This is a genomic window from Mycobacterium sp. GA-1841 (assembly GCF_001954135.1).
Lineage (GTDB): Bacteria > Actinomycetota > Actinomycetes > Mycobacteriales > Mycobacteriaceae > Mycobacterium.
Genome location: NZ_MBEQ01000070.1, coordinates 49,250 through 75,432, shown reverse-complemented (window position 1 = coordinate 75,432; position 26,183 = coordinate 49,250). Strand labels below are relative to the sequence as shown.

The 26,183-nt window shown below is 67.1% G+C and carries 29 protein-coding genes; 12 read left to right on the top strand and 17 right to left on the bottom strand.

The features are described from left to right. Window positions 1-2: 2 nt before the first annotated feature. Window positions 3-131: an Rv1535 domain-containing protein gene (locus A5740_RS29120; protein ID WP_254849228.1), complete on the bottom strand. Its 129-nt coding sequence runs from the start codon at window positions 129-131 to the stop codon at window positions 3-5. Window positions 132-194: 63 nt separating this feature from the next. Between A5740_RS29120 and A5740_RS16890 the strand changes: the two genes are divergently transcribed. After that, window positions 195-464 carry a hypothetical protein gene (locus A5740_RS16890; protein ID WP_076195749.1) on the top strand — a complete coding sequence of 90 codons (270 nt, stop codon included), beginning with the start codon at window positions 195-197 and terminating at the stop codon, window positions 462-464. 52 nt (window positions 465-516) lie between these two features. Here the strand turns inward: A5740_RS16890 and A5740_RS16885 are convergent, their stop codons facing one another. Beyond that, window positions 517-1,326: a tyrosine-protein phosphatase gene (locus A5740_RS16885; protein WP_076195747.1), complete on the bottom strand. Its 810-nt coding sequence runs from the start codon at window positions 1,324-1,326 to the stop codon at window positions 517-519. Continuing rightward, window positions 1,323-2,612: an acyl-CoA dehydrogenase family protein gene (locus A5740_RS16880; RefSeq protein ID WP_254849227.1), complete on the bottom strand. Its 1,290-nt coding sequence runs from the start codon at window positions 2,610-2,612 to the stop codon at window positions 1,323-1,325. Before A5740_RS16880 ends, A5740_RS16885 begins: the two co-directional genes overlap by 4 nt. A 55-nt stretch (window positions 2,613-2,667) precedes the next feature. Here A5740_RS16880 and A5740_RS16875 point away from each other — a divergent pair, with 55 nt between their 5' ends. Then, the gene (locus A5740_RS16875) at window positions 2,668-3,165 is read left to right on the top strand and encodes a nuclear transport factor 2 family protein (protein WP_076195745.1); all 498 of its coding nucleotides are present in this window, start codon (window positions 2,668-2,670) and stop codon (window positions 3,163-3,165) included. Here the strand turns inward: A5740_RS16875 and A5740_RS16870 are convergent. Both A5740_RS16870 and A5740_RS16865 read right to left on the bottom strand, forming a co-directional pair. Further along, window positions 3,111-4,376: an MFS transporter gene (locus tag A5740_RS16870; RefSeq protein WP_076195743.1), complete on the bottom strand. Its 1,266-nt coding sequence runs from the start codon at window positions 4,374-4,376 to the stop codon at window positions 3,111-3,113. The two genes, A5740_RS16875 and A5740_RS16870, sit on opposite strands and share 55 nt — an antisense overlap. A gap of 46 nt (window positions 4,377-4,422) precedes the next feature. Next, the gene (locus A5740_RS16865; RefSeq protein ID WP_076195741.1) at window positions 4,423-5,304 is read right to left on the bottom strand and encodes a LysR family transcriptional regulator; all 882 of its coding nucleotides are present in this window, start codon (window positions 5,302-5,304) and stop codon (window positions 4,423-4,425) included. A gap of 42 nt (window positions 5,305-5,346) precedes the next feature. On the opposite strand from A5740_RS16865, the gene A5740_RS16860 reads away from it, so the two are divergent. Continuing rightward, entirely contained in the window at window positions 5,347-5,997 is a 651-nt protein-coding gene (locus A5740_RS16860; protein WP_076195739.1) for a response regulator transcription factor, read from the top strand. A 1-nt stretch (window position 5,998) separates the two neighbouring features. Next, complete coding sequence (locus A5740_RS16855) at window positions 5,999-7,165, top strand: sensor histidine kinase (RefSeq protein ID WP_076195737.1); 1,167 nt, start codon at window positions 5,999-6,001, stop codon at window positions 7,163-7,165. Window positions 7,166-7,171: 6 nt separating this feature from the next. Here the strand turns inward: A5740_RS16855 and A5740_RS16850 are convergent, their stop codons facing one another. Then, entirely contained in the window at window positions 7,172-8,794 is a 1,623-nt protein-coding gene (locus tag A5740_RS16850; protein ID WP_076195735.1) for an LCP family protein, read from the bottom strand. 91 nt (window positions 8,795-8,885) lie between these two features. Here A5740_RS16850 and A5740_RS16845 point away from each other — a divergent pair, with 91 nt between their 5' ends. Next, window positions 8,886-9,800 carry an alpha/beta fold hydrolase gene (locus A5740_RS16845; RefSeq protein ID WP_076195733.1) on the top strand — a complete coding sequence of 305 codons (915 nt, stop codon included), beginning with the start codon at window positions 8,886-8,888 and terminating at the stop codon, window positions 9,798-9,800. On the opposite strand, the gene A5740_RS16840 is transcribed toward A5740_RS16845, so the two are convergent. The 5 genes from A5740_RS16840 to A5740_RS16820 form a co-directional block, all read right to left on the bottom strand. Beyond that, window positions 9,775-10,953, bottom strand: coding sequence for an acyl-CoA dehydrogenase family protein (locus A5740_RS16840; protein ID WP_076195731.1), 1,179 nt, complete (start codon window positions 10,951-10,953; stop codon window positions 9,775-9,777). The genes A5740_RS16845 and A5740_RS16840 overlap by 26 nt on opposite strands. 218 nt (window positions 10,954-11,171) lie before the next feature. Continuing rightward, a complete protein-coding gene (locus A5740_RS16835) occupies window positions 11,172-11,555 on the bottom strand; it encodes a RidA family protein (protein WP_076195729.1) in 384 nt (127 codons plus the stop codon). Between the two features lie 85 nt (window positions 11,556-11,640). Further along, window positions 11,641-13,080: a Re/Si-specific NAD(P)(+) transhydrogenase subunit beta gene (gene pntB, locus A5740_RS16830; RefSeq protein ID WP_076195727.1), complete on the bottom strand. Its 1,440-nt coding sequence runs from the start codon at window positions 13,078-13,080 to the stop codon at window positions 11,641-11,643. Window positions 13,081-13,116: 36 nt separating this feature from the next. Continuing rightward, entirely contained in the window at window positions 13,117-14,643 is a 1,527-nt protein-coding gene (locus A5740_RS16825) for a Re/Si-specific NAD(P)(+) transhydrogenase subunit alpha (protein WP_076195725.1), read from the bottom strand. A 119-nt stretch (window positions 14,644-14,762) separates the two neighbouring features. Continuing rightward, the gene (locus A5740_RS16820; protein WP_076196005.1) at window positions 14,763-15,776 is read right to left on the bottom strand and encodes a magnesium transporter CorA family protein; all 1,014 of its coding nucleotides are present in this window, start codon (window positions 15,774-15,776) and stop codon (window positions 14,763-14,765) included. 104 nt (window positions 15,777-15,880) lie between these two features. Between A5740_RS16820 and A5740_RS16815 the strand changes: the two genes are divergently transcribed. The 4 genes from A5740_RS16815 (at window position 15,881) to A5740_RS16800 (ending at window position 19,311) form a co-directional block, all read left to right on the top strand. Then, window positions 15,881-16,495 carry a DUF3159 domain-containing protein gene (locus A5740_RS16815; RefSeq protein ID WP_076195723.1) on the top strand — a complete coding sequence of 205 codons (615 nt, stop codon included), beginning with the start codon at window positions 15,881-15,883 and terminating at the stop codon, window positions 16,493-16,495. Window positions 16,496-16,644: 149 nt separating this feature from the next. Further along, window positions 16,645-17,505 (top strand): ABC transporter permease, encoded by an 861-nt coding sequence (locus tag A5740_RS16810; RefSeq protein WP_076195721.1) that lies wholly within the window; start codon window positions 16,645-16,647, stop codon window positions 17,503-17,505. Then, on the top strand, window positions 17,502-18,542 hold the full coding sequence (locus A5740_RS16805) for an ABC transporter substrate-binding protein (protein ID WP_076195719.1): 1,041 nt from the start codon (window positions 17,502-17,504) through the stop codon (window positions 18,540-18,542). Before A5740_RS16810 ends, A5740_RS16805 begins: the two co-directional genes overlap by 4 nt. Beyond that, window positions 18,523-19,311 (top strand): ABC transporter ATP-binding protein, encoded by a 789-nt coding sequence (locus A5740_RS16800; RefSeq protein ID WP_139335176.1) that lies wholly within the window; start codon window positions 18,523-18,525, stop codon window positions 19,309-19,311. Before A5740_RS16805 ends, A5740_RS16800 begins: the two co-directional genes overlap by 20 nt. 96 nt (window positions 19,312-19,407) lie before the next feature. Here A5740_RS16800 and A5740_RS16795 read toward each other — a convergent pair whose 3' ends face one another. Genes A5740_RS16795 through A5740_RS16785 form a run of 3 tightly spaced genes read right to left on the bottom strand, consistent with a single transcriptional unit; the run spans window position 19,408 to window position 21,928 of the window. Then, window positions 19,408-20,391 (bottom strand): zinc-binding alcohol dehydrogenase family protein, encoded by a 984-nt coding sequence (locus A5740_RS16795; protein WP_076195717.1) that lies wholly within the window; start codon window positions 20,389-20,391, stop codon window positions 19,408-19,410. Then, on the bottom strand, window positions 20,388-21,065 hold the full coding sequence (locus A5740_RS16790; RefSeq protein WP_076195715.1) for a haloacid dehalogenase type II: 678 nt from the start codon (window positions 21,063-21,065) through the stop codon (window positions 20,388-20,390). Before A5740_RS16790 ends, A5740_RS16795 begins: the two co-directional genes overlap by 4 nt. Further along, window positions 21,062-21,928, bottom strand: a complete 867-nt coding sequence (locus tag A5740_RS16785; RefSeq protein ID WP_076195713.1) for an alpha/beta fold hydrolase — start codon at window positions 21,926-21,928, stop codon at window positions 21,062-21,064. The genes A5740_RS16790 and A5740_RS16785 overlap by 4 nt, the downstream gene beginning before the upstream one ends. An 85-nt stretch (window positions 21,929-22,013) precedes the next feature. Between A5740_RS16785 and A5740_RS16780 the strand changes: the two genes are divergently transcribed. Continuing rightward, complete coding sequence (locus tag A5740_RS16780) at window positions 22,014-22,541, top strand: CGNR zinc finger domain-containing protein (protein ID WP_076195711.1); 528 nt, start codon at window positions 22,014-22,016, stop codon at window positions 22,539-22,541. Here A5740_RS16780 and A5740_RS28420 read toward each other — a convergent pair whose 3' ends face one another. Further along, window positions 22,542-22,652 (bottom strand): hypothetical protein, encoded by a 111-nt coding sequence (locus A5740_RS28420; protein ID WP_003883225.1) that lies wholly within the window; start codon window positions 22,650-22,652, stop codon window positions 22,542-22,544. A 126-nt stretch (window positions 22,653-22,778) separates the two neighbouring features. On the opposite strand from A5740_RS28420, the gene A5740_RS16775 reads away from it, so the two are divergent. Beyond that, window positions 22,779-23,456 carry a TetR/AcrR family transcriptional regulator gene (locus A5740_RS16775; RefSeq protein WP_076195709.1) on the top strand — a complete coding sequence of 226 codons (678 nt, stop codon included), beginning with the start codon at window positions 22,779-22,781 and terminating at the stop codon, window positions 23,454-23,456. On the opposite strand, the gene A5740_RS16770 is transcribed toward A5740_RS16775, so the two are convergent. Further along, on the bottom strand, window positions 23,453-24,271 hold the full coding sequence (locus tag A5740_RS16770; RefSeq protein ID WP_076195707.1) for a class I SAM-dependent methyltransferase: 819 nt from the start codon (window positions 24,269-24,271) through the stop codon (window positions 23,453-23,455). The genes A5740_RS16775 and A5740_RS16770 overlap by 4 nt on opposite strands. 41 nt (window positions 24,272-24,312) lie before the next feature. Between A5740_RS16770 and A5740_RS16765 the strand changes: the two genes are divergently transcribed. Beyond that, window positions 24,313-25,086 carry an SDR family oxidoreductase gene (locus A5740_RS16765; protein WP_076195705.1) on the top strand — a complete coding sequence of 258 codons (774 nt, stop codon included), beginning with the start codon at window positions 24,313-24,315 and terminating at the stop codon, window positions 25,084-25,086. Between the two features lie 4 nt (window positions 25,087-25,090). Here the strand turns inward: A5740_RS16765 and A5740_RS16760 are convergent, their stop codons facing one another. Continuing rightward, window positions 25,091-26,179 (bottom strand): alcohol dehydrogenase catalytic domain-containing protein, encoded by a 1,089-nt coding sequence (locus A5740_RS16760; protein WP_076195703.1) that lies wholly within the window; start codon window positions 26,177-26,179, stop codon window positions 25,091-25,093. Window positions 26,180-26,183 lie beyond the last annotated feature (4 nt).

Here is a 26,183-nt window from a genome sequence, read left to right as displayed (position 1 = left end):
GATCAGTCGTCGATGTCGAGCACACCGCAGCGCCACAGCACCGCGTACAGCTCCCGCAACGGGAGCGCCAGGACGCGGGATACCGCGTCGGTCAACGGATCGGACGGAGCGCCGGAGCCGGAAGTTCTCACGCCTCTCACGCTGCGAAGCCCAGATCTCGAGAAGTCGACATCGACGTGACCGGAAGGTGAGCAATGGCAGAAAAGAAATCAACCCAGGGCCACCGTGGTGCCGTGCACACGGTGCGCCAGGCGCACGGATTCGCCGTGACGTTGCCGGTGGTGGGCCGGGTGAAGGTGCCTCACCCCGAGCAGCTGGCCTATTACGGTGCGCTGGGCATCCTGGCGGCGGTCGAGATCATCGACTGGCCGGTGGCCCTGCTGCTCGGCGCGGGACACATGCTGATGCAGAACGAGCACAGCCAGACGGCGCGCGAGGTCGGCGAGGCTTTAGAAGGAGCCTGACCCGTGGGAGCCTGACCCGTAGGCGCCTGACCGGTGGGGCCCTGGCCCGTCGCTAACCCAGCAGGTTCGACCGCAGTGCGGCGATGGTCTCCGGGGACACGCCGGCCGCTTCCACGAAGCCGCTCACTGAGCCGAAGTCCTGCACCAGCCGGTCCCACGCCGCGGCCAGATACTCCTCGCGCACGCCGAGTACCTCGTCGGTCAGCCGGGCCTCGGCATAGGTGATCATCTCCGGTGCATCCTGGGCGCGAGCCCGCACCGAGTCCATGATCCGGTTGCGCAGGGCCGGGATCGCGGTGTTGCTGGCCAGGAAGTCGGCGATGATGCGGTCGCGCTCGACGCCGACCGTCTCGAGCACCGTGGCCACGGTAAAGCCGGTCCGGTCCTTGCCCGCGAAGCAGTGCGCGATCACCGGACGGTCTTGGGCCAGCAGGGAAATCACCTCGCGCACCGCGGCATGCGCGCCGGGCAGCGTCGGGAACTCCTCGTACACCTCGGTCATGTACCGCCGAGCCGCGGTGGCGACGTCCTCGTCGTCCCCGGATTCCGCCATCACCCGCTGAAAAGTGTTCTCGTGCGGTGCATCATGGTTCGACGGATCGTCGGGGTGAAACGGCAGCAGGTGAACGGCCACGCCGTCGGGCACCTGCCCCGAACCCTGCCGTTGCACCTCCTGGTGCGACCGCAGATCGGCGACGTCGGTGATGCCGAGCCCGCGGAACACCGCTCGGCCGGCGTCCGAGAGCTGACTGAGCTGACTGGAGCGGTAGAGCAGCCCCGGACGGATCGCGGTCTCGCTCGCGACGTCCCGAAAATTCCACGCCCCCGACAGTTCTCCCAGTTCGGTGCCGTTGCTGGTCACAGCGATGTCACCGCCGGATCTGATTGGCGGCTCGCCGCCGTGTCTGATTGGCGGCTCGCCGCCGTGTCCGATTGGCGGCTCGCCGCCGTCGCCAGCGGGGACTTCTCCCGACCCAACTCGGCACGGGCGATGGTGCGCATGTGGACCTCGTCAGGTCCGTCGAACAACCGCATGGCGCGGTGCCACGAGTACAACCGGGCCAACGGGAAGTCGTCGCTGACGCCCGCCGCGCCGTGCACCTGGATGGCGCGGTCGATGACGTTGCAGGCGACCTGCGGGGCCACCGACTTGATCTGGGACACCAGCACATGCGCGGCCTTGTTGCCCTGCTGGTCGATGGTCCAGGCGGCCTTCTCGCACAGCAGCCGGGCCTGATCGATTTCGTTGCGGGACTTGGCGATCGACTCCCGCACCACACCCTGCTCGGCCAAAGGCTTGCCGAACGCGACCCGCTTCTGCACCCGGTCGACCATCAGCGCCAAGGCCCGCTCGGCCGCACCGAGGGCACGCATGCAGTGGTGAATCCGGCCCGGGCCCAACCGGGCCTGCGCGATCGCGAACCCGCTGCCCTCCTCGTGCAACAGGTTCTCGGCGGGCACCCGCACGTTGTCGAACACGATCTCGCAGTGCCCGTGCTGGTCCTGCCAACCGAACACCGGCAGGGAGCGCTGGATGTCCACCCCCGGGGTATCCACCGGCACCAAGATCATCGACTGCTGCTGATGCGACGCCGCGTCGGGATTGGTGCGGCCCATCACGATCAGGATCTTGCATCGCGGGTCGGCCGCGCCGGTGATCCACCACTTGCGGCCGTTGATCACATAGTCGGCCCCGTCACGCAGCATCGTGGTCTCGATGTTGCGGGCATCCGAGGACGCCACCGCCGGCTCCGTCATCGCGAACGCACTGCGGATCTCCCCGGCCAACAGCGGCTCCAGCCACTGCTTGCGCTGCGCCTCGTCGGCGAACAGGTGCAGGGTCTCCATGTTGCCGGTGTCGGGCGCGGCGCAGTTGAGCGCCTCGGGAGCGATCTCCATGCTCCACCCGCTCAGCTCGGCCAGCGGCGCGTACTCCAGGTTGGTCAGACCGGACTCCGACGGCAGGAACAGGTTCCACAGGCCCAGCTCCCGAGCCTTGACCTTGAGGTCCTCCACCACCGGCGGGACCGTGTGATCCTTCGGGCCCTTTTCCTCGCGATAGGCGTGGTAGGAGGCCTCGGCCGGCAAGACCTGTTCGGTCATGAAGTCGGTGAGCCGGGAGTGGTAATCAGCCGCCTTGGCCGACATCGCGAAGTCCATGGCAGCCACGATAGCCACATGGTTAGACAGGTAGAAAGGTGGTATGACCGGAAGCTGGGCTGAAAGCCCCTCGCCCGACCCGGCTGGAAGCCGCCCGCCGTTCCCGCCCTTCACCACGGACACCGCCCTGCAGAAGGTTCAGGCCGCAGAGGACGCCTGGAACAGCCGCGACCCGCAGCGGGTCAGCCTGGCCTATACGCCGGACTCTCATTGGCGCAATCGCGACCTGCACATCGTCGGGCGCGAGGCGATCGTGGAGTTCCTCACCGTCAAGTGGGAGCGTGAGCTGGATTATGTTCTGCGCAAAAGTCTTTGGGACTTTCGGGAGAACCGGATCGCGGTGCGGTTCCAGTACGAATGGCACGACGCTGCCGGTCAGTGGTACCGCAGTTACGGCAACGAGCTGTGGCAGTTCAGCCCGGAGGGGCTGATGTCGCGCCGTGAGGCCAGCATCAACGACGTCCGCATCGACCAGTCGCAGCGACGCTACTTCGGCCCGCGTCCGGAATCGGAGTACGGCCGCGACATCGAGCTCTGGTAGTTGCGCGGCTCGCCGCGGTGGCAATCGAGCGTGCTGGCCAACACCCCGGCCACCACCGCCAGCCCTATCACGGTCGCTGCGACAGCCGGCCAGCCGGCGGCGTCGAACGCCAGGCCGCCCACCCAGCCGACGACGCTGGATCCCGCGTAGTAGAAGAGGTTGTAGAGCGAGGAGGCCTGCGCCTTGCCGGCGCCGGCGGCCACACCGACCCAGCCCGACGCGATGGCGTGTGCGCCGAAGAACCCGGCCGTGGCGATCACCAACCCGGCCAGCACCGCGAACAGGTTGCCGGCCAGCGTGATTGCGACACCCGCGACCATCGTGGCGATCGAGCCGAGCAGTACGGTCTTGCGGCCGAATCGGCCGGCTTCGGCGCCGGCCCGGGCCGAGGCCCAGGTGCCGGACAGGTAGGCCAGGAACACCAGGCTCACCACCGTCTGCGGCAGGTGAAACGGAGCGTCCAGCAGCCGGAACCCGAGGAAGTTGTACATCGCCACGAATCCGCCCATGAGGAGGAATCCCTGGCTGTAGAGCACCAGTTGACGTGGTGAGCGCAGGTTCTCGGCCAACCGGCGGCCCAGGTGACGGTTGGGCGCCGGGGTGAAGCCGCGGGCCGGTGGAGCCAGCTTGACGAACGCGAACGCCGACAGGGCACACAGCACGGCCACCACCAGCACGCCCACGCGCCACCCGACGAATTCGGCGATCGGCCCGGTCACCAGGCGTCCGGCCAACCCGCCGATCGTGGTGCCGGCGACGTAGGTGCCTGCCGCGCGGGCGGCGTGCCCGGCGTCGATCTCCTCGGTGAGGTAGGCGATCGCGACAGCCGGCACCCCGCCCAGCATCAGCCCTTCGGCCAGCCGGCCGGACAACAGCAATTCGGTGGTCGGGGCCAGCGGCACGATCAGGCCGAGAACCGTTGCCGCGGTGATGGATATCGTCATGGCCTGGACCCGGCCGATGCGGTCGGCCAGGGCCGACCACGGGATCACCCCCAGCGCGAGACCGACGGTGGCCGCCGAGATCGTCAGGGCGGCATGCGCGGCGCCGGTGCCCAGATCGCGGGCGATCAGCGGCAGGACGGCCTGCGGCGAGTACAGCTGGGCGAAGGTGGCGACTCCGGCGCAGAACAGGGCGGCCAGCAGACGTCGATACTCACTCGAGCCACGCGTGTGCCCCTGCCATTCGACGGAGGTGGGCGAGGTGGTCACTCAGTCGACGGTAAGACCCCGACGAAGATGTGTCCAATGCATGAAGTTAGTCAACCTCATGCACATTCTGCATGAGGAACTCGGCCAGGCGGGCCGCCGCCGGCGGGAGCTGTCGGTCGGCATTCCAGGTCAGGCCGATCTGGCGTTTGGCCGAGCTTTCCGTCAGCGGCACGTATGCGGCGCCCGGCTCGGCGCGCTCGGCGCGGGGCACCGGGACGACGGCAACGCCGAACCCGGCCGCGACCAGGCCCTCCATCGTCGGGATCTCCATCGCCTCGAACACCACCGTCGGGGCGATGCCCGCTTCGGCCAACAGTTCGTCGGTGAGTTGGCGCAGCCCGAAGTCCGGAGCCAATGCGATGAAGGGCTCGGCGCCGGCGTCGGCCAGCCGGATCCGGGCACGGCGGGCAAACCGGTGCTCGCGCGGCACCGCCAGGCACAGGCGCTCCACGTACAACCCACGCCAGCGGAAGCCGTCCGGCCGCGGTGAGGTGATCGCCAGGTCGGCTTCGCCGTTGGCCAGGCGGTCGACGATGTGGTGCGCGGCACCCTGGAACAGGTCGAAGCGCACCAACGGCGCCTCGGTCCGAAACCGGCGCAGGAGATCCGGTACGAACCAGCCGGCCTGTGAATGCAGGAACGCCAGTCGCACCGTCCCGGTGTCGGGATCACGGAGCTCGGCGATCCGCTCGGTGGCCGAACGCATTTCGGCGATGCTGCGGCGGGCGTGCTCCAACAGGATGTGGCCGTAGGCGTTGAGGCGCAGCCGCCGGTGCACCCGGTCGAACAGCGGCACTCCCACCTGCTCCTCGATCCGGGCCAGGGCACGCGACAACGTGGGCTGACTGATACCGAGTTCGGCTGCGGCGTCGGTGACATGCTCGGTTTCAGCGAGCACCACGAACCAGTGCAGCTCGTCGGAATGCATACGGCTGACTCTAAACGCGCTGATCACCGGTCGGGCTGTGCGATGCTGAGCCGCATGACCGGCAAGGTGCGCGTGGTGGTCGGTGATGACCACCCGATGTTCCGCGAGGGTGTGGTGCGCGCCTTGGCCTCCAGCGGTGAGATCGACGTCGTCGCCGAGGCCGACAACGGTGCCGACGCTTTGGAATTGATCCGTACCCACCGTCCGCAGGTGGCGCTGTTGGACTACCGGATGCCGCAACTCGACGGGGCCCAGGTGGCCGCCGCGGTCAACCGTGACGAGTTGCCGACCCGGGTGTTGCTGGTCTCCGCACACGACGAGTCGGCGATCGTCTACACCGCGCTGCAGCAGGGGGCCGCCGGCTTCCTGTCCAAGGAATCCACCCGCAGTGAGCTGGTGAACGCGGTGCTGTCGTGCGCCAAAGGGCGTGACGTCCTCGATCCGAACCTGGCCGCCGGGCTGGCCGGTGAGATCCGTCGCCGCAACGAGCCCGACGTGCCGGTGCTCAGCCCGCGTGAACGCGAGGTTCTCGATTTGATCGCCAAGGGCCGGTCGATCCCGGCGATGGCCAAGGAGTTGTACCTGGCCCCGTCCACGGTGAAGACCCATGTGCAGCGTCTCTACGAGAAGCTGGGCGTGGGGGATCGCGGTGCGGCGGTCGCCGAGGCGATGCGCCGGCGGCTGCTGGACTGACATGGGCAGCGGGCGCGTCGTCGAGTTCTTCACCACCCAGCCCGTGCGGGTCTCGGCGCTGCTACGGCTGCCGTTGATCGGATTGATCGTGGTGCTGGTCTCGGTGTGGGAGGTCGACCACTGGTTGCCGGCCCTGTACGCGGTGATCCTGGGCGGCTATGCCGCGGTGGCGCTGCTCTGGTTGGTGGTGGTGTTCCGCGGTCCCATGCCGCCGTGGGCCGAATGGGCTTCCACCGCAGTCGATGTGCTGGTGCTCGTCACCTTGTGCGCCGTCTCCGGCGGCGCCACCGCGGCCCTGCTGCCGGTGTTCTTCCTGTTGCCGATATCCGTGGCGTTCCAAGACCGTCCATGGCTCACCGCACTGCTCGGTGCCAGTACCGCGCTGGGATACCTGGCGGTGTGGATCCTGTACTCCAAACGCGACGACAACGTCGGCCTGCCCGACATCGTCTACATGCACGTGGGGTTCCTGGCCTGGCTCGCGGTCGCCTCGGCCGCGTTGTCGTTCGTGCTGGCGCGACGATCGGCCCGGGTGCAGGCGCTGCAGGAAGTCCGCCGCCAGCTGGTGTCGGAGTCCACCCGCGCCGACGACCTGCGCAATGCCGAACTGGCCGAACATCTGCACGACGGACCGCTGCAGACCTTGCTGGCCGCGCGCCTGGACCTCGACGAGATCCGCGAACGCATTCCCGATCCCGGGCTGGACCGGGTGCACGCGGCGTTGCAGGAGACCGCGGCCGGCCTGCGGTCCACGGTGACGGCACTGCATCCGCAGGTCCTGGCCCAGCTGGGCCTCGCCCCCGCGATTCGGGAACTGTTGCGCCAGTACGAGAATCGTCCTGATCTGACGGTGCGGGCAGATCTGGAGGAGGTGGGTCATCCCGACGGGCAGGCCCTGCTGTACCGCGCCGCACGCGAACTGCTGGCCAACGTCAACAAACATGCCGGCGCCCACACGATCTCGGTCGGTCTCTACCCCGCGGGCGGACGCGTCGTGCTGACGGTGGCCGACGACGGTACCGGCTTCGACCCGTCCACGGTGACCCAGGCGGTCGCCGAGGGGCACATCGGTCTGGCGTCGCTGCAGGTCCGCATCGAAGCCATGGGCGGCTCGATGGCGATCAGTTCCGAGATCGGCTACGGCACTCAGGTTCGGGTCACGCTGTAGCCGCGGCTACTTCACACACGGCACACCGGAAACCTTCATCTGGCTCAGGTCGGTGGGGGCCGCGGATTTCGTGCCGGTGGCCGTTGCGGCCACCGTGGTCACCGGTGTGCTGGAGGTGGTCTCCTCCGTCGTCGTCGCGGCCGTCGAATCCCAGCTCGAATCCGTACTCGAATCCCACTCCGACGCGGAGTCACTCGATCCGGTGAGGTACTCGTCACCGGGGAAGTCGGTCCCCAACGTCAATTGCACGGTGCCGGGGGCGATCTCGGATGACGGAGTGGCCATCAGGCCCAGTTCCGCGGCCAGCGACTGGGCGCCGGCCTCGGCGCCGGTGCCGTAGTCGATCGTGCTGACGGCCGCCAGGGATTCGGCGTCACCGATCTGGCCCTGAGTGAATCCCTCTGTGCCGAAGGTGGTTTCGAGTTGGGCCGCCAGGCCTGTATAGGTGGAGGCGTTGATCACGTCGAGCACCGCTCCGTGGCCTTCGAGGACATGGGCGGGCGCGGTGGGGGCAGTGCCCCCGTGCCCGGCCTCGGTGACCAGGTCACGCACGATGGCGCGGATGGTGGGGATGTCGACGATGTTGATGTCCTCACCGAGTGAGTTCTGGCCGAACTCCTTGATCGGCAGGGTGTAGAGCGTGGGCGGCGCACCGGTCAGGGCCGAGGCGCGGCTGGCGAAGCTGGCCAGGTCGAATCCCGAGTCCAGCGCGACGTTCTGCTTGGTGACGTCGAGTAGCTCGCGCAGCTTGCTCGGGCTGGACAACGCACCGCTTTTACCGAGGGCCGATACCAGCGCCGCGATGAACGCCTGCTGGCGCCGGGTGCGGTCGAGGTCGGTGAAGTTCTCGTCGTTGATGTCGCGGCGCTGACGGACGAAGGCCATGGCCTGTGCGGCATCGATCTGCTGAACGCCCTTGCGGAAGTCGGCTCCGGAGTACGGGTCGGCGGTATCGGCGTTGAGGCAGACGGTGATCGGCGCCACCGCCTTGGCGATCTGGAAGAAGGCGCCGAGAGTGACCTCGACGAAATGGTCGATCGGGATGCCGAGCAGGTTACGGACCGTGGCGATCTGGGCTCGGCGCCCGGCTTCGCGGGCCTGCTGCTCGTGTGCGGACGTATCTTCTTCGGAATCGGACTCCAGTGATTCCATTTCGCGCTGATAGGCCCAACCGTAGGCCTGCTTGATCTTGCCCTTACAGGGGTCGACGTCGCAGCCCGCCAGGTCGACGTAGTCGTCGCGGGGGATGGAGAACGCGGTGGCCGGACTGCCGTCGCCGGGCAGGTGCACCACGATCAGCACATTGGCGTTGTAGCCGCCCACGGTCTCGTCGCCGGCGTGCAGTGCCTGATAGATGTCCTCGGGCAGCGGGTTGCCGTGCTGGTCCAGCCGGCTGTCCAGCCCCATGATCAGAATGTTCTCGGTATCCCCGGTGGAGACCGGCCCGCCCTCCAGCGCGTTGGACGTCGTGATGCCGTCCAGCGCGCCGTGGTAGGTCACCCAGCCCATACCGGTTCCGGCCAGCACAGCCGCCGCGGTCAGGCCGATGGCGGCCCGGCGGGCGGCCTGCACGCCGCGGCGCGGCATCCGGTGCCGGGGAGCGGTGGTGGCGTGGGCAGGTGCATTCATGGCACTGCCATTATGAGGCCGTTCGCTGAAGCTGCTCGCACCGGGGAAATGCGCTGGTCAAATCAGCCGTCACAGCATTACCGTGCGCAGCATGAAACTGCGCATCGCGGTGAGCGTGCTGGTGCTGGCGGTGTTGGCGTTGCTGCTGAACGAGCTGGTGGTGACCAGGGCGCACCGGCAGGCCGAGGTGTTCGCCGGAGGGCATGTGCTGACCTTGGCCGGACCGGATCTCAACGTGCGTGAGTACGGACCGCCAGGGGAGCGCGCGGTGGTGTTGTTGCACGGGTATTCCGCGTCGATCGAGTGGTGGGATCGCGTGGCCCCGCAGTTGGCCCACGATCAGCGGGTGATCGCGCTCGACCTGGTGGGCCACGGCGGTTCCGAGGCGCCCGACGACGCGGCGGACTACACGGCTGAGGGGCAGGCCGCGGCGGTGCACGACGCTCTCGTCGCCTTGGGTGTGCGCAAGGCCGTGGTGGTCGGGCATTCGATGGGTGGAAAGGTGGCCGCCGCATTGGCTCAGCAGCACCCGGACCTGGTGGAGCGCATCGTGGTGTCCGACACCCCCGGCGCCGACGATCTGGTCGCGATGCCGTTGCTCGGAAAGATGGTGTGCTGGCCGGTCATCGGGCCTGCGCTGGATCGGTTCCGCAGTGTCGATGCCATCACCGAAAGTTCCTTGCAGACCGGGTTTGCCGCTGACTACCCGGTGCCGGAGTTTGCCCATCGCTCGCTGGAGCGGCTCACCTACGCCGGGGTGTGTGATTCGAAAGCCGAAGCCCCACCGGTTGCGGAAACGCTTGCTGCACTGCACAAACCGGTGCTCGTGCTGTGGGGTGAGCACGATGTGCTGACACCGACGGGGCCCAACGTCGCGCGCTACACCGCGGCCGGGCTGCCGCCAGTGATCATCAAAAATTCGGGCCACAGCCCGATGGTCGAGCAGCCGGAGCAGTTCCTGGCCGAGGTGACCGACTTCGTCAGGAGCCCAGTCCCCGCGAGATGACCAGTCGCTGAATCTGATTGGTGCCCTCGAAGATCTGGGTGATCTTGGCTTCGCGCATGTACCGCTCGACACGGAAGTCGCGGGTGTAGCCGACGCCGCCGAAGACCTGCACGGCATCGGTGGTGACTTTCATGGCGGCGTCGGTGGCGATCAGTTTCGCGACGCTGGCCTGCGTGGAGTACGGCAATCCGAGATCGCGGCGGCGCGCGGCATCCAGGTAGGTGGCCCGCGCACTGACCACCGCGGCGGCCATGTCGGCCAGCAGGAATCCCAGGCCCTGATGATCGACGATCTTGCGGCCGAACGTGGTGCGCTCGTGGGCGTAGCGGATGGCCTCGTCGAGGGCGGCCTGGGCGATGCCGACCGCCACCGCGGCGATGCCGAGCCGGCCGGAGTCCAACGCGGAGAACGCAATCGACAGCCCCTGGCCGTCGGCGCCGATCAACCGGTCGGCATCGAGGCGGGCGTTGTCGTAGAAGGCCGAGGTGGTCGGCACCGCGTGCAGGCCCATCTTCTCCTCGGGTTTGCCGAAGCTCAGGCCGTCGAGATCACCGGGGACCAGGAAGCAGGAAATGCTCCCTTGCTTTCCCCGGTCGCTGCGCTCCTGCCCTCCGGAACCGCTCCCCTCGCTAGTGCGGGCGAACAGGGTGTAGAAATCAGCCTTCCCGCCATGGGTGATCCAGGCCTTCGAGCCGTTGAGCACGTAGCTGTCGCCGTCCCGGGTGGCCTTGCAGTTCAGCGCGGCGGCGTCGGAGCCGGCCTGCGGCTCGGACAGGCTGTAGGCGCCGATCTGCTCGCCGGAGAGCATGCCGGGCAGCCAGCGCTGCTTCTGCTCGTCGGTGCCGAACACCAGCAGCGCGTGCGAGGAGAGGCTGTGCACGCTGACCGCGACGCCGATGGCGGCCCACCGCGCGGCGATCTCCTCGAGCACCTGGAGGTAGACCTCATACGGCTGCCCGCCGCCACCCCACTCCTCTGGCTGCGGCAGGCTCAGCAGCCCGGCCGCGCCGAGCTGGGCCATGACACCCTCGGGGTACTTCTCGTCGCGCTCGTACTCGTCGACGATCGGGTCGAGCACCTTGTCGGCGATGTCACGGGTGAGCGCGATCAGCTCGCGTGCCTCGTCGGAGGGAAGTAGACGGTCCACCGGCATAGTTGCATCTCCTAGTTTCTAGGTAGGACCTTACCGAGGGGTCGCATCTGGGACGTCCGGCGGTATCGGCCAGATCGGTACGCCGGGCTCGGCCGGTATGTCCGGTTGGCCGCACTGTGACGAATGTGCACCCTTTGGTGGAGAATCCGGCGAAATGGCGACGTTTTCCTGCACACTCGTCACAGCGTCCCGAGACGATATGTGGTCGGGTCTCCCGATCAACGCATCCGAGCGAGGATCTGAATCTCGACCAGCGCGCCTGGCACGGCGAGCTCGGTGACGCCGACCGCGGTCCACGCCGGATACGGGGCAGCCACGAACTCGTTCTTGACCTCGATGAAGGTCTGCATGTGCTGTTGCAGGTCGACGTGGTAGCTGGTGATTTCGATGATCTCGACGAACGTCAACGCCGCTTCGGCCAGTAATCCGCGGAGGTTCTCGAACGCCAGGATGAATTGGTCCCGCGGCGCGTCCGGCAGGGACATGTCCGCACGGATGCCCATCATTCCCGAGCAGCGCAGGTGCTCGCCGTCGATCACCGCGGGCGCGTAATGGTGGGCGTCGTACATGTGCTGCATCCACCCCGGAACAACAATTTTCATAGGTGGATTCTCGCCCCGTGAAAGTCGCGAAGACCCCCTATTTCCTATGAAATAGGGGGTCTTTACGGACTGCTGGGCAGTGAAACTAGACGCGCTCCGGGGCGGGCAGGGCCGCCAGGATGTCGTTGACACGGTCACGGGCGTCGCCGAACAGCATCTGGGTGTTTTCCCGGAAGAACAGCGGGTTCTGCACACCGGCGTAGCCCGAGGCCATGGAGCGTTTGAACACGATGACGTTGTCGGCGTTCCACACCGTGAGCACCGGCATGCCGGCGATCGGGCTGCCCGGATCTTCGGCGGCGGCCGGGTTGACGGTGTCGTTGGCGCCGATGACGAGTACGACGGAGGTGCCGTCGAAGTCGTCGTTGATCTCGTCCATCTCCAGCACAATGTCGTAGGGCACCTTGGCCTCGGCCAGCAGCACGTTCATGTGCCCGGGCAGGCGGCCGGCGACGGGGTGGATGCCAAAGCGCACATTGACCCCACGCTCACGCAGCTTGCGGGTCAGATCGGCCACGCCGTACTGCGCCTGCGCGACGGCCATGCCGTAGCCCGGCGTGATGATCACCGAGTCGGCGTGGGCGAGCAGCTCAGCCGCGCCTTCGGCATTGATCTCGCGATGTTCGCCGTAGTCCTTGTCCTCGGCGGGCCCGGCCTCGATGCCGAAACCGCCGGCAATGACGGAGATGAACGAGCGGTTCATCGCCTTGCACATGATGTAGGACAGGTAGGCACCGGAGGAGCCGACGAGAGCGCCGGTGATGATCAGCAGGTCGTTGCCAAGCAGGAAGCCGGAAGCGGCTGCGGCCCAGCCCGAGTAGCTGTTGAGCATCGAGACCACGACGGGCATGTCGCCGCCGCCGATCGAGGCGACCAGGTGCCAGCCGAGCAGCAGGGCCAGCACGGTGACCACCACGAGCAGCCACAGGTGCGGATCGATGACGAACCACACCGTCAGGGCCACGAAAACCACCAGTGCGCCGACGTTGAGGAAGTTCTTGCCGGGCAGCATCAGCGGGGCGGACTTGATGCGGGCCGAGAGCTTGAGGTTGGCCACGATCGAGCCGGTGAAGGTGACCGCACCGATGAACACGCCGATGAACACCTCGGCGGAGTGGATGCCGAGCATGCCGTCGCGGGCCAGGGCGGCGGCTTCGGCGCCGGCGGGATCACCTTCGACGTGCAGGTAACCGTTCCAGCCGACCAGCACGGCGGCCAGACCCACGAAGGAGTGGAGCAGGGCGATGAGCTCGGGCATGCCGGTCATCTCGACGACCTTGGCGCGCCATAGGCCGATCGCGGCGCCGACGATCATGGCGCCGATCAACAGGGCCAGGCCCAGCGGCTCGATCTTGCGGTCGAAGGCCAGCGCGATGGTCGCGATCAGGGCGATCGCCATACCGGCGATGCCGAAACTGTTTCCGGCGCGCGAGGTCTCGTGTTTGGACAGCCCGGCCAGAGCGAGGATGAAGAGCAGTGCTGCGACGACGTAGGCGGCCGTGGCAACGTTTTCTAAGGTGAGCATGGAATCCGTTCCAAAGTTCTTGTGGGCACGCAGGTTCTAGCTGCGGGAGAACATCGCGAGCATGCGACGCGTCACCGCGAAGCCGCCGAATACGTTGATGCTGGCCAGCAGGATCGCCGCGCAGGCCAAGACGGTGATCGGCAGGTTGCCGTGGCCGATCTGCAGCAGTGCGCCGACGACGATGATGCCCGAGATCGCGTTGGTCACCGACATCAGCGGGGTGTGCAGCGCGTGGTGCACATTGCCGATCACGTAGTAGCCGATCACGATCGCCAACGCGAAGACCGTCAGGTGCACCTGCAGCGCCGACGGCGAGGCCGCGATCAGCGCGAAGATCACCGCGGCCGCGCCGAAGGTGATCCCGAGCCGGCGTCCGGTGGACATCGGCGGCTTGTCTTCCTTGACCACCGGGGCGGCGGCCGGCTGGGCGGCGGCCGGGGCTGCGGAGACCTGCACCGGCGGCGGTGGCCAGGTGATCTCCCCGTCGCGCACCACGGTCACCGAGCGCTGCACCACGTCGTCCCAGTCGAGAACGACCTTGCCGTCCTTCTCCGGGGTCAGCAGCTTGAGCAGGTTCACCAGGTTGGTGCCGTACAGCTGTGAGGCCTGAGCGGGCAGACGACCGGCCAGATCGGTGTAGCCGATGATCGTCACGCCGTTGTCGGTGACGATGGCTTCGTCCTTGACGGTGCCCTCGACGTTGCCGCCGTTGGCCGCGGCCATGTCGACGATCACACTGCCCGGCTTCATCGAGGCCACCATCTCGGCGGTGATGATGCGCGGCGCGGGCTTGCCCGGGATCAGCGCGGTCGTGACGATGATGTCGACGTCCTTGCACTGCTCGGCGTACAACGCGGCCTCGCGAGCCTTGTAATCGTCGCCCATCTCCTTGGCGTAGCCCGTGGCCGACACCTCTGCCGCCTCATCGGCCACCGAGAGGTACTCCCCGCCGAGCGAGGCGACCTGATCGGCGACCTCGGGGCGGGGGTCGGTGGCCCGCACGATCGCGCCCAGGCTGCCGGCGGCACCGATGGCGGCCAGACCGGCCACACCGGCCCCCACGACGAGCACCTTGGCCGGGGGCACCTTGCCTGCCGCGGTCACCTGACCGGTGAAGAACCGGCCGAACTCATGGGCAGCCTCGATCACCGCGCGGTAGCCGGCGATGTTGGCCATCGAGGACAGCACGTCCAGCGACTGGGCGCGCGAGATCCGCGGCACCGCGTCCATGGCCAGCACCGTGATCGGCCGGCTCGAGAGCTTCTCGACGAGCTCGGGCTTGAGTGCGGGGGAGATGAGGCTGACCAGCGTTGCACCGTCGCGCAGCTTGCCGATCTCGGCATCGTCTGGTGCGTTGACCTTCAGCACGACATCGGCATCCCACGCCTGGCCGATCTGCGCACCCGCGTCTACGTAGGCCGCGTCGGCAAAACTCGAGGCGGCACCTGCGCCCGACTCCACGACTACTGTGTAGCCGAGCTTGACAATCTGCCCGACGGTTTGCGGTGTGGCAGCGACGCGCGTTTCCCCAGGCAGGGACTCGCGCGGTATCCCGATGATCATCGACTCCGGTCCGATCTGTTGGTTGGACTGGAGAAGAGTCTCCCATCTGCGTAACCGCTGTTGCGCTCCCCCCTCGAGGGTGGGTGCGCGACGCCTCCCGCGAAGTTCCTACTGAATCGTTACAACCAGTCACGGCGTTTGAACATCACGTACAGCAATACGACAAGGAGCACGATCAAGGCGCTGCTGACGACGAACCCGGCCACGGTGTCGATGCCTGGGTACGTCACGTTCTGTCCGTAGAAGCCGGTGATGGCGGTGGGCACCGCGATGATCGCGGCCCACCCGGTGAGTTTCTTCATCACCGTGTTGAGCCGGGCGTCCTGTAGCGACAAGTTGGTCTCGAACACCGTGGTGACCATGTCCCGCAGAGATTCGGTCCACTCCGAGGCGCGCAGGACGTGGTCGTACAGGTCCGCATACAGCGGATCGAGTTCGGCCGCGGTGGGTGAATCCAGCCGCCGGTGCTGAATGGTGCTGACCACCTCACGCATGGGCAGCACGACTCGGCGCAGTTCGACCAGATCCTTGCGGAGCGTGAAGGTGCGCCGCTGCAGACCGCGGCGGGGGCCGCGTTCGTCGAACAGCTCGTCCTCAAGGGATTCGATGGCGTCGTCGAGTGCCTCGACGGCCTCGAAGTGCCCGTCGACGACGACGTCGAGCAGGCCGTGTACCAGGGCGCCGACCCCGTAGCGCTGGCCGCCGAGGTCGTCGAAGCGGCGCGAGACCTCGCTGACGTCGAACTCGGTGGCCGCGCCGTTGACGCTGGGCAACCGGACGGTGATCAGACCGCGCGGCAGCACGAACGCCGAGATGCGGTGCTTGACCAACAGCGACGTGAACGGCTCGGCGTTCCCATCGGGCTCCCGGACGTCGACCGCGTACACCGTGAAGAACGTATGTGTGTGGTACACAGACGCTTTCGTGCGTTCCTTGGGGGCGACGGCATCTTCGACGGCCCACGTATTGAGCCCGAGTTCCTCGGCGAGTTCACGAAGCGCTGCGTGATCGGGGTTGTAGATGTCGGCCCAGACGAGGGTGTCCTCGTCGGCCAGACAATCGGAGATGGCCGAGAACGTGAAGCCGTCGACCGGCTCTCCAGATCGCCAGATTCGTCCCTGCACCTGTCTCACGTCCATCAGTCAAGCACCGCCGGATCGTTGCAGCGGTAGCCACGCGCGTGCTCGGTACTCTCGATGGGGACCTGCCCGATCTTGAACGCGAGGCCCACACCCCCATGGCGGATTCCCCACTCGACGGACTGATGGCGCGCGTCGGCGGTGTCAGCGGCATGGTCTACTCGGCGCTGCCGGTGACCGTGTACGCCACGGTCTCCGCGCTCTCGGGCCGGGTGCCCGCGATCATCGCCGCGCTGGCGACAGCGGCCGTCGTGTTCGGCTGGCAGCTGCTGCGTCGTGAATCCGTCCGGCCCGCGCTGTGGGGATTCGTCGGGGTGGCGGCCTGCGCGCTGCTGGCCCTGGTCACCGGCCAGGCCAAGGACTTCTATCTGCCAGGTATCTGGATGTCCCTGGCCTCGGCCGTGGTCATGACCGGCTCGATCCTCGTCCGGCGCCCCCTCGTCGGGGTGATCTGGGCCTGGGCCACCGGCCATGACAGCACCTGGCGTCAGGTCCCCGGCGTGCGGCTGGTCTTCAATGTCGTCACCGCGGTCCTGGCGGCGGTGTCCTGGTCGCGGTTCCTGGTGCAGAACTACCTCTACGACACGGGCCAGGACGGTCTGCTCGCTGTGGCGCGCCTGGTGATGGGTTGGCCGCTGTTCGTCGTCACCACCACGCTGGTCCTGCTCAGTGCGCGCTACGCCATCCGTGCGCTGCCACGTCTGACCTCCTGACCTGCGGATAAAACTCACCACGATTTGAGCCCTTCATCGTGGCGACGCCGGCCGGTACCAATATCCGGATGAACGGAACACTGCCGGGTTGCTGTCGTCGCTGAAGCCCTGCGCCACACCCCTGCTTCAGCAACAGAAAGCCGTCCACAGTGTCTGTGTTCGTCGATATCACCGCCGGCGAGTCCGAAGCCGAGCCGCGCCGGATCGCGCCGGCCTCCCGCGGCCATTTCCGGCTGGTCCACCTCGCCCTGCCGGTGCTGTCGGTCGTGGTGTTCTTCGCGGTGTGGCAACTGGTGGCGTGGGCCGGCATCTGGAACCAGACTTTCGTGCCGTACCCGTCCGCGGTCTGGCGCGCGTTCATCGACATCTCGACCACCCATGACGGCGTCCGCGGTTACGCCGGGTACCTGTTGTCCGAACACCTGTACATGACGCTGCGCCGGGTGTTGGCCGGTGTGATCGTCGGTGTGACGCTCGGCGTCCTGCTGGGGCTGCTGATGGGTTCGGTTGGCTGGTTGCGCAGTGTGCTCGAACCATGGCTGACGTTCCTACGGGCTCTGCCCCCGCTGGCCTACTTCTTTCTGCTGGTGATCTGGCTGGGCATCGACGAGGCGCCCAAGATCACGCTGCTGGCGCTGGCGGCGCTGCCGCCGGCGGCGGTCGCCACCACCGCGGCCGTGGTCGCCGCGCCGGTCGGATTGCAGGAGGCGGCCCGGGCGTTGGGCGCCACCCGGGCACAGGTGATCCGCGACGTCGTGGTGCCCTCGGCATTGCCGGAGACCTTCACCGGTATCCGGTTGGCGGTGGGCATGGCGTATTCGTCGGTGGTGGCCGCCGAACTGTTCAACGGCATCCCCGGCATCGGCGGATTGGTCAAGGACGCAAGCAATTACAACAACACCCCGGTCGTGCTGGTCGGGATCTTCGCCATCGGGATCTCCGGCCTGGTGATCGATGGAGGTTTGCGTGCCGTGGAGCGGCGCGCGGTTCCGTGGAGAGGACGGATATGAAATTCAAGTCGTTGCTGGCCGCCGCCGCGATATCGATGGTCGCGCTGGCCGGCTGCGCGGTGGGCCAGGACGGGGGGACCGGCAACGATCCTGCGAAACCCACCATTCGCATTGGCTACCAATCCTTTCCGAGCGGCGATCTGATCGTCAAGAACAACAAGTGGCTCGAAGAGGCATTGCCGGATTACAACATCAAGTGGACGAAGTTCGATTCGGGCGCCGACGTGAACACCGCGTTCATCGCCAAGGAACTGGATTTCGCCTCGATCGGCTCCAGTCCGGTCGCGCGCGGCCTGTCCGCACCGCTCAACATTCCTTACAAGGTGGCGTTCGTGCTCGACGTCGCCGGGGACAACGAGGCCCTGGTGGCCCGGGACGGCGCCGGGGTCAACTCGATCGCCGACCTCAAGGGCAAGCGGATAGCCACGCCGTTCGCCTCCACCGCGCACTACAGCCTGTTGGCGGCCGTCGCCCAGAATGGGTTGTCGCCCAGTGATGTTCAGCTGATCGACCTGCAACCGCAGGCGATCTTGGCGGCCTGGGGCCGCGGGGACATCGCCGCAGCCTACAGCTGGCTGCCCACCCTAGATGAACTTCGCAAGACCGGTAGGGATCTCATCACCAGCCGGCAGCTGGCCAAGGACGGCAAGCCGACGCTGGATCTCTCCGTGGTGTCCGACGAGTTCGCCGACGCACATCCCGAGGTCGTCGACATCTGGCGGCAACAGCAGGCGCGGGCCCTGGATGTGATCCACAACGATCCGCAGGCTGCAGCCAAGGCGATCGCCGCCGAGGTCGGGCTGAGCCCGGAAGACCTTGCCGGACAACTCAAACAAGGCGTCTACCTGACCCCGGCCGAGGTGGCCTCGGCCGCGTGGCTCGGTACCGACGACGCGCCGGGCAACCTGGCGGTCAACCTGCAGAGCGCCTCGCAGTTCCTGGCCGATCAGAAACAGATCCCGCAGGCCGCGCCGCTGCAGACGTTCTCCGACGCCATCTATACGAAGGGGCTGCCCGATGTCATTGCCAAACAGTGACGTTGCCGGTGGTGTGAAGATCACCAACGTCGCCCACCGCTACGGGCGTGGCGCGGAGGAGGTCACCGCGCTCGGACCGGTGGATCTCGACGTCGAAGCCGGGTCGTTTCTGGTTCTGGTGGGAGCGTCGGGGTGCGGCAAGAGCACGTTGTTGCGTCTGATCGCCGGGTTCGAAACGCCGTCTGAGGGCCAGGTGGAGGTGTCCGGCGCCCGCCCGACACCGGGGGTCACCTCCGGCGTGGTGTTCCAGCAGCCACGGTTGTTTCCGTGGCGCACGGTGGGCGGCAATGTGGATCTGGCGCTCAAGTACGCCGGTGTGCCGCGCGAGCGACGATCGGAGCGCCGCGAAGAGCTGTTGGAGCGCGTCGGGTTGGAAGGTACCGCCGGCCGCAAGATCTGGGAGATCAGCGGCGGGCAGCAGCAGCGGGTGGCGATCGCCCGGGCGCTGGCGGCCGAGACGCCACTGTTCCTGCTCGACGAGCCGTTCGCGGCTTTGGATGCCCTGACCCGGGAGCGGTTGCAGGAAGATGTCCGCCAGGTGAGCGCGGAGTCGGGCCGCACCACGGTTTTCGTGACACACAGTGCCGACGAGGCCGCGTTTCTGGGCTCCCGGATCGTGGTGCTGACCCGGCGGCCGGGAAAGATCGCGCTGGACCTGCCGGTGGAGTTGCCCCATACCGGCGTCGACGCGCACGAGTTGCGACGTTCGCCGGAGTACCTCAAGTTGCGCACGGATGTGAGTGACGCGGTCAAGCTGGCCGCGGCGTAAAGCCGTTCACCGAAAGTGACAGCAGGGTCGTAAACCGTCACGGGCAACGACCCTGGCGTCACTTTCGGTGAAGCAGATCGATCGAATACGTCGGCGTCAGACCACGACCACCATTTTCCCGCCCGCTTCGCCAGATTCCATGGCTCGATGCGCCTCGCGGATCTCGTCGAAGCCGAATACGCGTGACGGCGCGGCGTCCAGGACGCCGTCGGCGACCTGGCCGGCGATCTCGCCCAACGGCACGTCGGACAACGGGAACCCCGGTGTGCCGAACACGAAGCTGCCGAAGAAGCTGAGGTTCACTCCGCTGGCCATCCGCAACAGCGGATTGAAATCGGGGATCGGATCCAGCCCACCCAACCACCCGGCCAGGCAGGCGGTTCCACCGCGGCGCAACATGTCCAGGGAATCCAGGATGGTGCTGTTGCCGACGAGGTCGAGTACCGCATCGACGGACCCGGACTCGGCGATGTGTGCGCTCAGGTCCGGTACTTCCTTTTCGGCGCGGGCGACGCCGAGCCGTTCCAGCAGCGCGAATCGTTCGGGGCTGCGCGTGGTCGCGATGACGTGCGCACCCGCGTTGACCGCGAGTTTGACGGCGGCCTGTCCGAACGATGATGTGGCGCCGCGGATCACCAGGGTCTGGCCGGATTGGAGATCGATGTTGCGGAACAGGCACGTCCACGCCGTGGCATAGGTCTCGGGCAGGGCGGCCAGTTGGTCCCATGGCAAGTCGGCCTCGATCAGCGCGACGTTGGCGGCCCGCACCCGGGTGTACTCGGCATAGCTGCCGTTGACGGTGCGGCCCAGCCCACCCATGAGTGCGGCGACTTTCGCGCCGACGAGGAATTCCCCGCTGGGGCACGAGTCGACGATCCCGACGCATTCGATGCCGCTGACCTGCGCCGCCTCGGCCCATTCCCCGCGGCGCATGTGCATCTCGGCGTGGTTGATGCCGAAGGCTTTGATCTGGATGACGACTTCCCCGGCCTTGGGCTCGGGCTTGGGGATGTCCGCATAGACCAGGTGGTCGAGCCCACCGAAGCCGTCGAGGACGATCGCCCGCATTTGTGTGGTCATGAGAGGTTCTCCAGTAATTCGTTGAGCCGTAACAGATCTGAGGCGACGATCTCGGGCCGGGGGATGCCGGGTACGGCCAGGACGCTGTTGCCCGGGCGCGCGATGAAGGCGCCGCGCAGCCCGGCGGCCTGGGCTCCGATGGTGTCCCACATGTGCGCGGCGACCATCATGCAGGCCGACGGTGCCACGCCCAGGCGACCGGCGACGTCGGTGTACAACGACGGCGACGGTTTGAAGGCGTGCTGGTCGTCGACGCTGAACTGGTGCTCGAAGTATCGGTGCAGGCCGGCTCGCTCCAACGGCGTCGGGCCCGCTCGGTGCGGTGAATTCGTCAGTGTGACAAGGCGAAAGCCATTGTCGCGGAGATGTTGCAAGCCGTCTGCCACATCTGGGTGGGCGGGCATCGTCTGCATGCTCTCGGCAAGTCCCCGCAGATCGTCCTCGTCGAGGTGCACACGGTGGCTGTCGGCGGTCATGCGCAGAACTCCTTGGCCGAGGGTGAAGAAGTCCGTGTAATGCCCGGCCAGGGTGACGGCCATGGAGTACATCACCAACTGGCCGAACCATTCGCGCAGTACCAGTGGATCGCCGAAGATCCGGCTGAAATGCGGTTGCAGGGAGTCGATGTCGATCAGCGTCTCGTTGACGTCGAACACCAGGACCTCTGGCCTCATCGGACGACCCGCCGCTGCAGGAACCCGTCGATCAGGCCGGCGACCTCGTCGACGTGTGTCTCCAGCAGGAAGTGCCCGCCGGCGAGCAGGTGGATCTCGGCGTCGACGGCGTCGTCGGCGAAGGCCCGCGCACCGTCGGGGCCGAAGATGGGATCACCTTCGCCCCACACGGCGAGCACGGGAACCCCACTGGTGCGCAGGTATTCGTGCAGTGCGGGGTAGAGGGGTGCGTTGGTCGCGTAGTCACGGAACAGCTTGAGCTGCACCAGGTCATTGCCGGGGCGGGAGACCATGGCCGCGTCGTGCACCCAGGTGTCGGGGTTGACCAGACTCTCGTCGGCAACCCCGGTCAGGTACTGCCATTTGATGCCCTCGACATCCAAGGCAGTCCGGATGGCTGCTTCGGTTTCGGCGGTCTGCTCGCGCTGGTAGTCCCACACCGTGGTCCAGAAGCTCTCGACGAAGCCTTCGTCGTAACCGTTGCCGTTCTGGGTGACGATCGCGGTGATCGCCTCCGGGTGTCGCAGGGCCAGCCGCCAGCCGATCGGGGCGCCGTAGTCCTGGACGTAGATCGCGTAACGGTCCACTCCGAGGTGGTCGAGCAGACCGTCGGTGAGATCGGCGAGCGAGTCGAAGGTGTAGTCGAACTCGGTGGCGGCGGGCGCGTCGGAGTGTCCGAAGCCCAGGTGGTCGGGAGCGATGACGTGGTAGCGCTCGGCCAGTCGGGGGATGAGGTCGCGGAACATGTACGAACTCGTGGGGAAGCCGTGCAGCAGCACGATCGCCGGTGCATCGGGCGCCCCGGCCTCCCGGTAGAACAGCTGCTTGCCGTCGACGTTGGCGTAGCGATGGTGCACGGTCATGACTAACTCCTATAAATAGTTTTGACGGTTAGGGACAGTCAACGCCGAGAGGGGTAACCTGTCAATAGATTTTTGGAGGTTAGTTATGAAGCTGGTGGAGATCGGCTCGTGCGACGAAGCCCTGCTGCTCGATCTGCTCAACACCACGCCGGTGAGCGACGGGTTGCAGCACGACGTGCTCGGGGAAGCCTCCGGCGCGCAGGTCTGGCTGCGCGAGCATGGGTTGCGCAAGGCTGAACTGGCGCACCTGATCGAGGCCCGGGATGTCCTTCAGGCCGTGGTGCGTGGGGAAGAGTCAGCGGCCGCGCTCGAACCGTTCGTCAACGCAGTGGCACTGCGGGCGAGTGCGACAGTTGACGGGCTGAGCTGGGACCTGGACGTCGATGACGCCCGACGCGGGGCGGTGCGGGCCGTGCTGGCCTGGGATGAGCTCCAGAACACGAGTCCGGGGCGGCTACGCGCGTGCGCGAACCCGGAATGCCGGCTGTTCCTGATCGATCGCAGCAAGCCGAACACCGCGCGCTGGTGCTCGATGGCTATCTGTGGAAACCGAATGAAGGCGCGCCGGCATCACCGGCGCGCGAAAACCGCAGAGGCTGATCAGCAGCCGTGATCACACCGGGGGATAAGCCGGCGGCGGGTACACGCCGCGCAGACCCCAGGCCAGCCACGGAAAGAAGAAGTCGCTCTCGTCGCTGAGGTCATAGTCAGGATTCGGATCCATCCCCGCAGTCTAGACGCAGTAAGCAAGGGCGGAACAGGGTCGGGAACGGAATTGCCTACACTCTTCAACCATCTAGTTGATTGATTTCCCGGGCAACGTCCGGGCGATGCTGATAGTGAGTGTGCTATGTCATCCGATGCAGAGGGCGGCCGGGGGCGCGGAGGAGCGGCTGCCAACGGGTCATCCCGCCGCGATGAGCTGCTGACCGTGGCGGCCAAACTGTTCGCCGCGCGCGGTTATCACGGCACCAGGATGGACGACGTCGCCGAGGCGGTCGGGCTGAACAAGGCGACCGTCTACCACTACTACTCCAGCAAGTCGCTGATCCTCTACGACATCTACAAGAGCACCGCGGACTTCACCGTCGAAGCTCTGCACGACGATCCCACGGCCTCGGCGCGCGAAACCATCTACAACTTCACCCGGCGGCTGCTGGTCGGTATCGCCAACGACCTGGAACGCGCCGCGGTGTACTTCCAGGAGGGGCCCTACATCGCCGAGTGGTTCACCGAGGACCAGGTGACCTACATCCGGCGTGCGGAGACCCAGGTCTACGAGCATGTCCGTGACGTGATCGATCGCGGGATCGCCAGCGGGGAGTTCTTCGACTGCGACTCCCACGTCCTGGCCCTGGGCTACATCGGCATGACCCTCGGTGCCTACCGGTGGCTACGTCCGCACGGACGTCGCACCGCCGAGGAGATCGCCGTCGAATTCAGCACCGCCCTGCTGCGCGGCTTGATCCGCGACGAGACGGTCCGCAACGAATCCCCGCTCGGACTGGCCACCGAGCAGAGGTCCTAGAACGCGAACCGGTTCAGCACGTCATAGCGTCCGGCCAGGGTGACGTTGACGAGCCGGAACAACAATCGCTGGGCGGTCAGCGGGATGGCCTGGTAGTCGGCGTAGGCCGGAACCCGCTCGAGAAGCCGCAGCCGTGGATTCCATCGTTCGAGTTCATGGATATCGCTGGTGCCCCACTTGATGATGCCCTTGGTGAACAACTTGGACAGCTTGGGGCCGATCGCCGCGATCGTGTCGAACGTCATCTCACCGCTGTCGAAACGATCGGTGAGACGGCCCAGCAGCGTCCGCACGTCGGCCTCGTCCAGGTACATCAACAGGCCTTCGGCCACGATCAAGGTGGGGCGGCCGGTCGGCGTCTGCTCGAGCCAGCCCGCCTCGTTGACCGACGATCCGATCATCCGGTAACCCGGACCGTCGTCGTACAGCTTGCGGCGCAGCTCGATCACACCGGGCTGGTCGACATCGAACCAGTCCACCGTCGCGGGCCGGTTCACCCGGAATGCCCGGGTGTCCAAGCCGCAGCCCAGGTGCAACACCACGGCGTCGGGATGCGCGTTCAGGAAGTCGACAGTCCAGCCGTCGAGCTTCTCGGCCCGCAACGCGACCAGGAACTGGTTGGCCCAGGGCACCGAAGCGCGGTGCATGCGGGTGAAGTCGTAGTCGATGCGGTCGACGGCCTCTGCGGCCGCGTGATCGCCCAAAACCGGTCTGTCCAAACGGCTTTCGCAGGCCCGCAGGTAGAGCGTGCACAGGTTGGTCCACTCCACCGAGCCCCATTGCACCGAGCTGAAGTCGATCTTGGTGGTAGCCATGCTGTCCTCCTACCTCCGTTATACGTAGCAGACTGTCGGGCATGACTGATTTGTTCCGATTGGACGGCAAGGTCGCCGTCGTCACCGGAGGCGGCCGCGGGATCGGCCTGATGATGGCGCGGGGGCTGCTGCAGGCCGGTGCCAGCGTGTACCTGTCCAGCCGCAAGGAAGCCGAGCTTCACGCAGCGGTGGACGCGCTGTCGGGGCTCGGCCGGGTGGCCGCGGTACCTGCCGATCTCGGGACGGCAGAGGGGGTGGCCGCGCTGACCGCGGCGATCACCGGACGCGAGGACGCGATCCATGCGCTGTTCAACAACGCCGGGGCGGCCTGGGGTGCGCCCTACGACGAGTTCCCCGAATCCGGGTTCGACAAGGTCTACAACGTCAACGTCAAAGGCGTCTTCCTGCTGACCCGGGCGCTCACCCCGTTGTTGAATTCGGCTGCCACCGAAGAGGATCCGGCACGCGTGATCAACACCGGCAGCATCGACGGCATCGTCGCGCCGGAGAAAGGGCGGGACAACTTCTCCTACAGCGCCAGCAAGGCAGCCGTCCACATGCTGACCCGCCACCTGGCCGGTGAGTTGGCCCCGCGGATTCTGGTCAACGCCATCGCGCCCGGGTTGTTCGAATCCCGGATGACGAAAGAGTTGTTGCGGGCCGGCGCCGATGAGGTGGGTGGTCATCTTCCGTTGGGCCGGATCGGACAGCCCGACGACATCGCCGGCATCTCGGTGTTCCTGGCCAGCCGGGCCAGCGCCTACATCACGGGTGCGGTGATCCCGGTCGACGGTGGCGCGAGCACGATCCGGTGAGGTTCTAGAACTCGATGATCTGACGCACCGCGCGACCCTCGGCGAGTTCGTCCATCCCGCTGTTGATCGCCTCCAGCGCGATCGTGCCGGACACCAGGGACTCCACCGGTAAGCGGCCGTCCCGCCAGAGTTCGACGAAGCGCGGGATGTCGCGCGACGGCACCGCCGAGCCCAGATAGCTGCCGATCAGCGAGCGGCCCTCGGTCACGAACCCCAACGGGGACACCGAGATTCGTGCATCCGGGCGGGGCAGGCCGACGGTGATGGTGCGTCCGCCAGGTCCGGTGAGTGCGATGGACGTTTCGAGTGCGGCAGGGTGTCCGGCCGCTTCGATCACCACGTCGGCCTTGACACCGGCGGCCTGCTCAGGGGTGTAGGTCTCGTGCACACCGAGTTCACGGGCGCGGGTGAGCTTGTCCGGGAGCTGGTCGACGCCGACGACGCGGACCCCGTCGTGGGCCAGCGCGGTGAGGGCCGCCGCCATGCCGACCCCGCCCAGCCCGACGACCGCCACGGTCTGCCCGGGCCGAGGCACGCCCACATTGAGGACCGCCCCGCCGCCGGTGAGCACCGCACAGCCCAACAACGAGGCCACCGTCGCGGGAACGTCGGCCGGAACGGGCACCACCGAGCGGCGGTCGACGACGGCGTAGGTGGCGAATCCGGATACGCCGAGGTGGTGGAACACCGGCTGGCCGTCGCGGGTGAGCCGGATGTCGCCGTTCATCAAGGTGCCGGCACCGTTGGCGGCCGACCCGGGGCCGCACGGCGTCAGGCCGTCCGTCGCGCAGGCCGGACACGCACCGCAGCGGGGCAGAAACGTCATCACCACCCGCTGGCCGACCGGCAGATCGGTGTCACCGGCCTCCACGATGCCGGCGGCTTCGTGACCCAACAGCATGGGGACGGGGCGTACCCGGTTGCCGTCCACCACGGACAGGTCGGAGTGGCACAGTCCGGCCGCCTCGATGCGGACCAGCAGTTCGCCCGGCCCCGGTTCGGCGAGCTCGAGGTCACTCACCCGGATCGGCAGCGACTCGGCGTACGGGCGGGACAGGCCGATGTGCTCGAGGATGGCTCCGCGGATCTTCATGACT

Coding starts and splice junctions, on each gene's coding strand:
- A5740_RS16795 (WP_076195717.1), bottom strand. CDS start 20,391: ATGACCACACAAATGCGGGCGATCGTCCTCGACGGCTTCGGTGGGCTC.
- A5740_RS16850 (WP_076195735.1), bottom strand. CDS start 8,794: ATGAATGCACCTGCCCACGCCACCACCGCTCCCCGGCACCGGATGCCG.
- A5740_RS16845 (WP_076195733.1), top strand. CDS start 8,886: ATGAAACTGCGCATCGCGGTGAGCGTGCTGGTGCTGGCGGTGTTGGCG.
- A5740_RS16760 (WP_076195703.1), bottom strand. CDS start 26,179: ATGAAGATCCGCGGAGCCATCCTCGAGCACATCGGCCTGTCCCGCCCG.
- A5740_RS16765 (WP_076195705.1), top strand. CDS start 24,313: ATGACTGATTTGTTCCGATTGGACGGCAAGGTCGCCGTCGTCACCGGA.
- A5740_RS16855 (WP_076195737.1), top strand. CDS start 5,999: ATGGGCAGCGGGCGCGTCGTCGAGTTCTTCACCACCCAGCCCGTGCGG.
- A5740_RS16840 (WP_076195731.1), bottom strand. CDS start 10,953: ATGCCGGTGGACCGTCTACTTCCCTCCGACGAGGCACGCGAGCTGATC.
- A5740_RS28420 (WP_003883225.1), bottom strand. CDS start 22,652: ATGGATCCGAATCCTGACTATGACCTCAGCGACGAGAGCGACTTCTTC.
- A5740_RS16815 (WP_076195723.1), top strand. CDS start 15,881: ATGGCGGATTCCCCACTCGACGGACTGATGGCGCGCGTCGGCGGTGTC.
- A5740_RS16865 (WP_076195741.1), bottom strand. CDS start 5,304: ATGCATTCCGACGAGCTGCACTGGTTCGTGGTGCTCGCTGAAACCGAG.
- A5740_RS16780 (WP_076195711.1), top strand. CDS start 22,014: ATGAAGCTGGTGGAGATCGGCTCGTGCGACGAAGCCCTGCTGCTCGAT.
- A5740_RS16800 (WP_139335176.1), top strand. CDS start 18,523: ATGTCATTGCCAAACAGTGACGTTGCCGGTGGTGTGAAGATCACCAAC.
- A5740_RS16890 (WP_076195749.1), top strand. CDS start 195: ATGGCAGAAAAGAAATCAACCCAGGGCCACCGTGGTGCCGTGCACACG.
- A5740_RS16785 (WP_076195713.1), bottom strand. CDS start 21,928: ATGACCGTGCACCATCGCTACGCCAACGTCGACGGCAAGCAGCTGTTC.
- A5740_RS16790 (WP_076195715.1), bottom strand. CDS start 21,065: ATGAGGCCAGAGGTCCTGGTGTTCGACGTCAACGAGACGCTGATCGAC.
- A5740_RS16805 (WP_076195719.1), top strand. CDS start 17,502: ATGAAATTCAAGTCGTTGCTGGCCGCCGCCGCGATATCGATGGTCGCG.
- A5740_RS16880 (WP_254849227.1), bottom strand. CDS start 2,612: ATGTCGGCCAAGGCGGCTGATTACCACTCCCGGCTCACCGACTTCATG.
- A5740_RS16875 (WP_076195745.1), top strand. CDS start 2,668: ATGACCGGAAGCTGGGCTGAAAGCCCCTCGCCCGACCCGGCTGGAAGC.
- A5740_RS16860 (WP_076195739.1), top strand. CDS start 5,347: ATGCTGAGCCGCATGACCGGCAAGGTGCGCGTGGTGGTCGGTGATGAC.
- A5740_RS16775 (WP_076195709.1), top strand. CDS start 22,779: ATGTCATCCGATGCAGAGGGCGGCCGGGGGCGCGGAGGAGCGGCTGCC.
- A5740_RS16770 (WP_076195707.1), bottom strand. CDS start 24,271: ATGGCTACCACCAAGATCGACTTCAGCTCGGTGCAATGGGGCTCGGTG.
- A5740_RS16825 (WP_076195725.1), bottom strand. CDS start 14,643: ATGATCATCGGGATACCGCGCGAGTCCCTGCCTGGGGAAACGCGCGTC.
- pntB (WP_076195727.1), bottom strand. CDS start 13,080: ATGCTCACCTTAGAAAACGTTGCCACGGCCGCCTACGTCGTCGCAGCA.
- A5740_RS16835 (WP_076195729.1), bottom strand. CDS start 11,555: ATGAAAATTGTTGTTCCGGGGTGGATGCAGCACATGTACGACGCCCAC.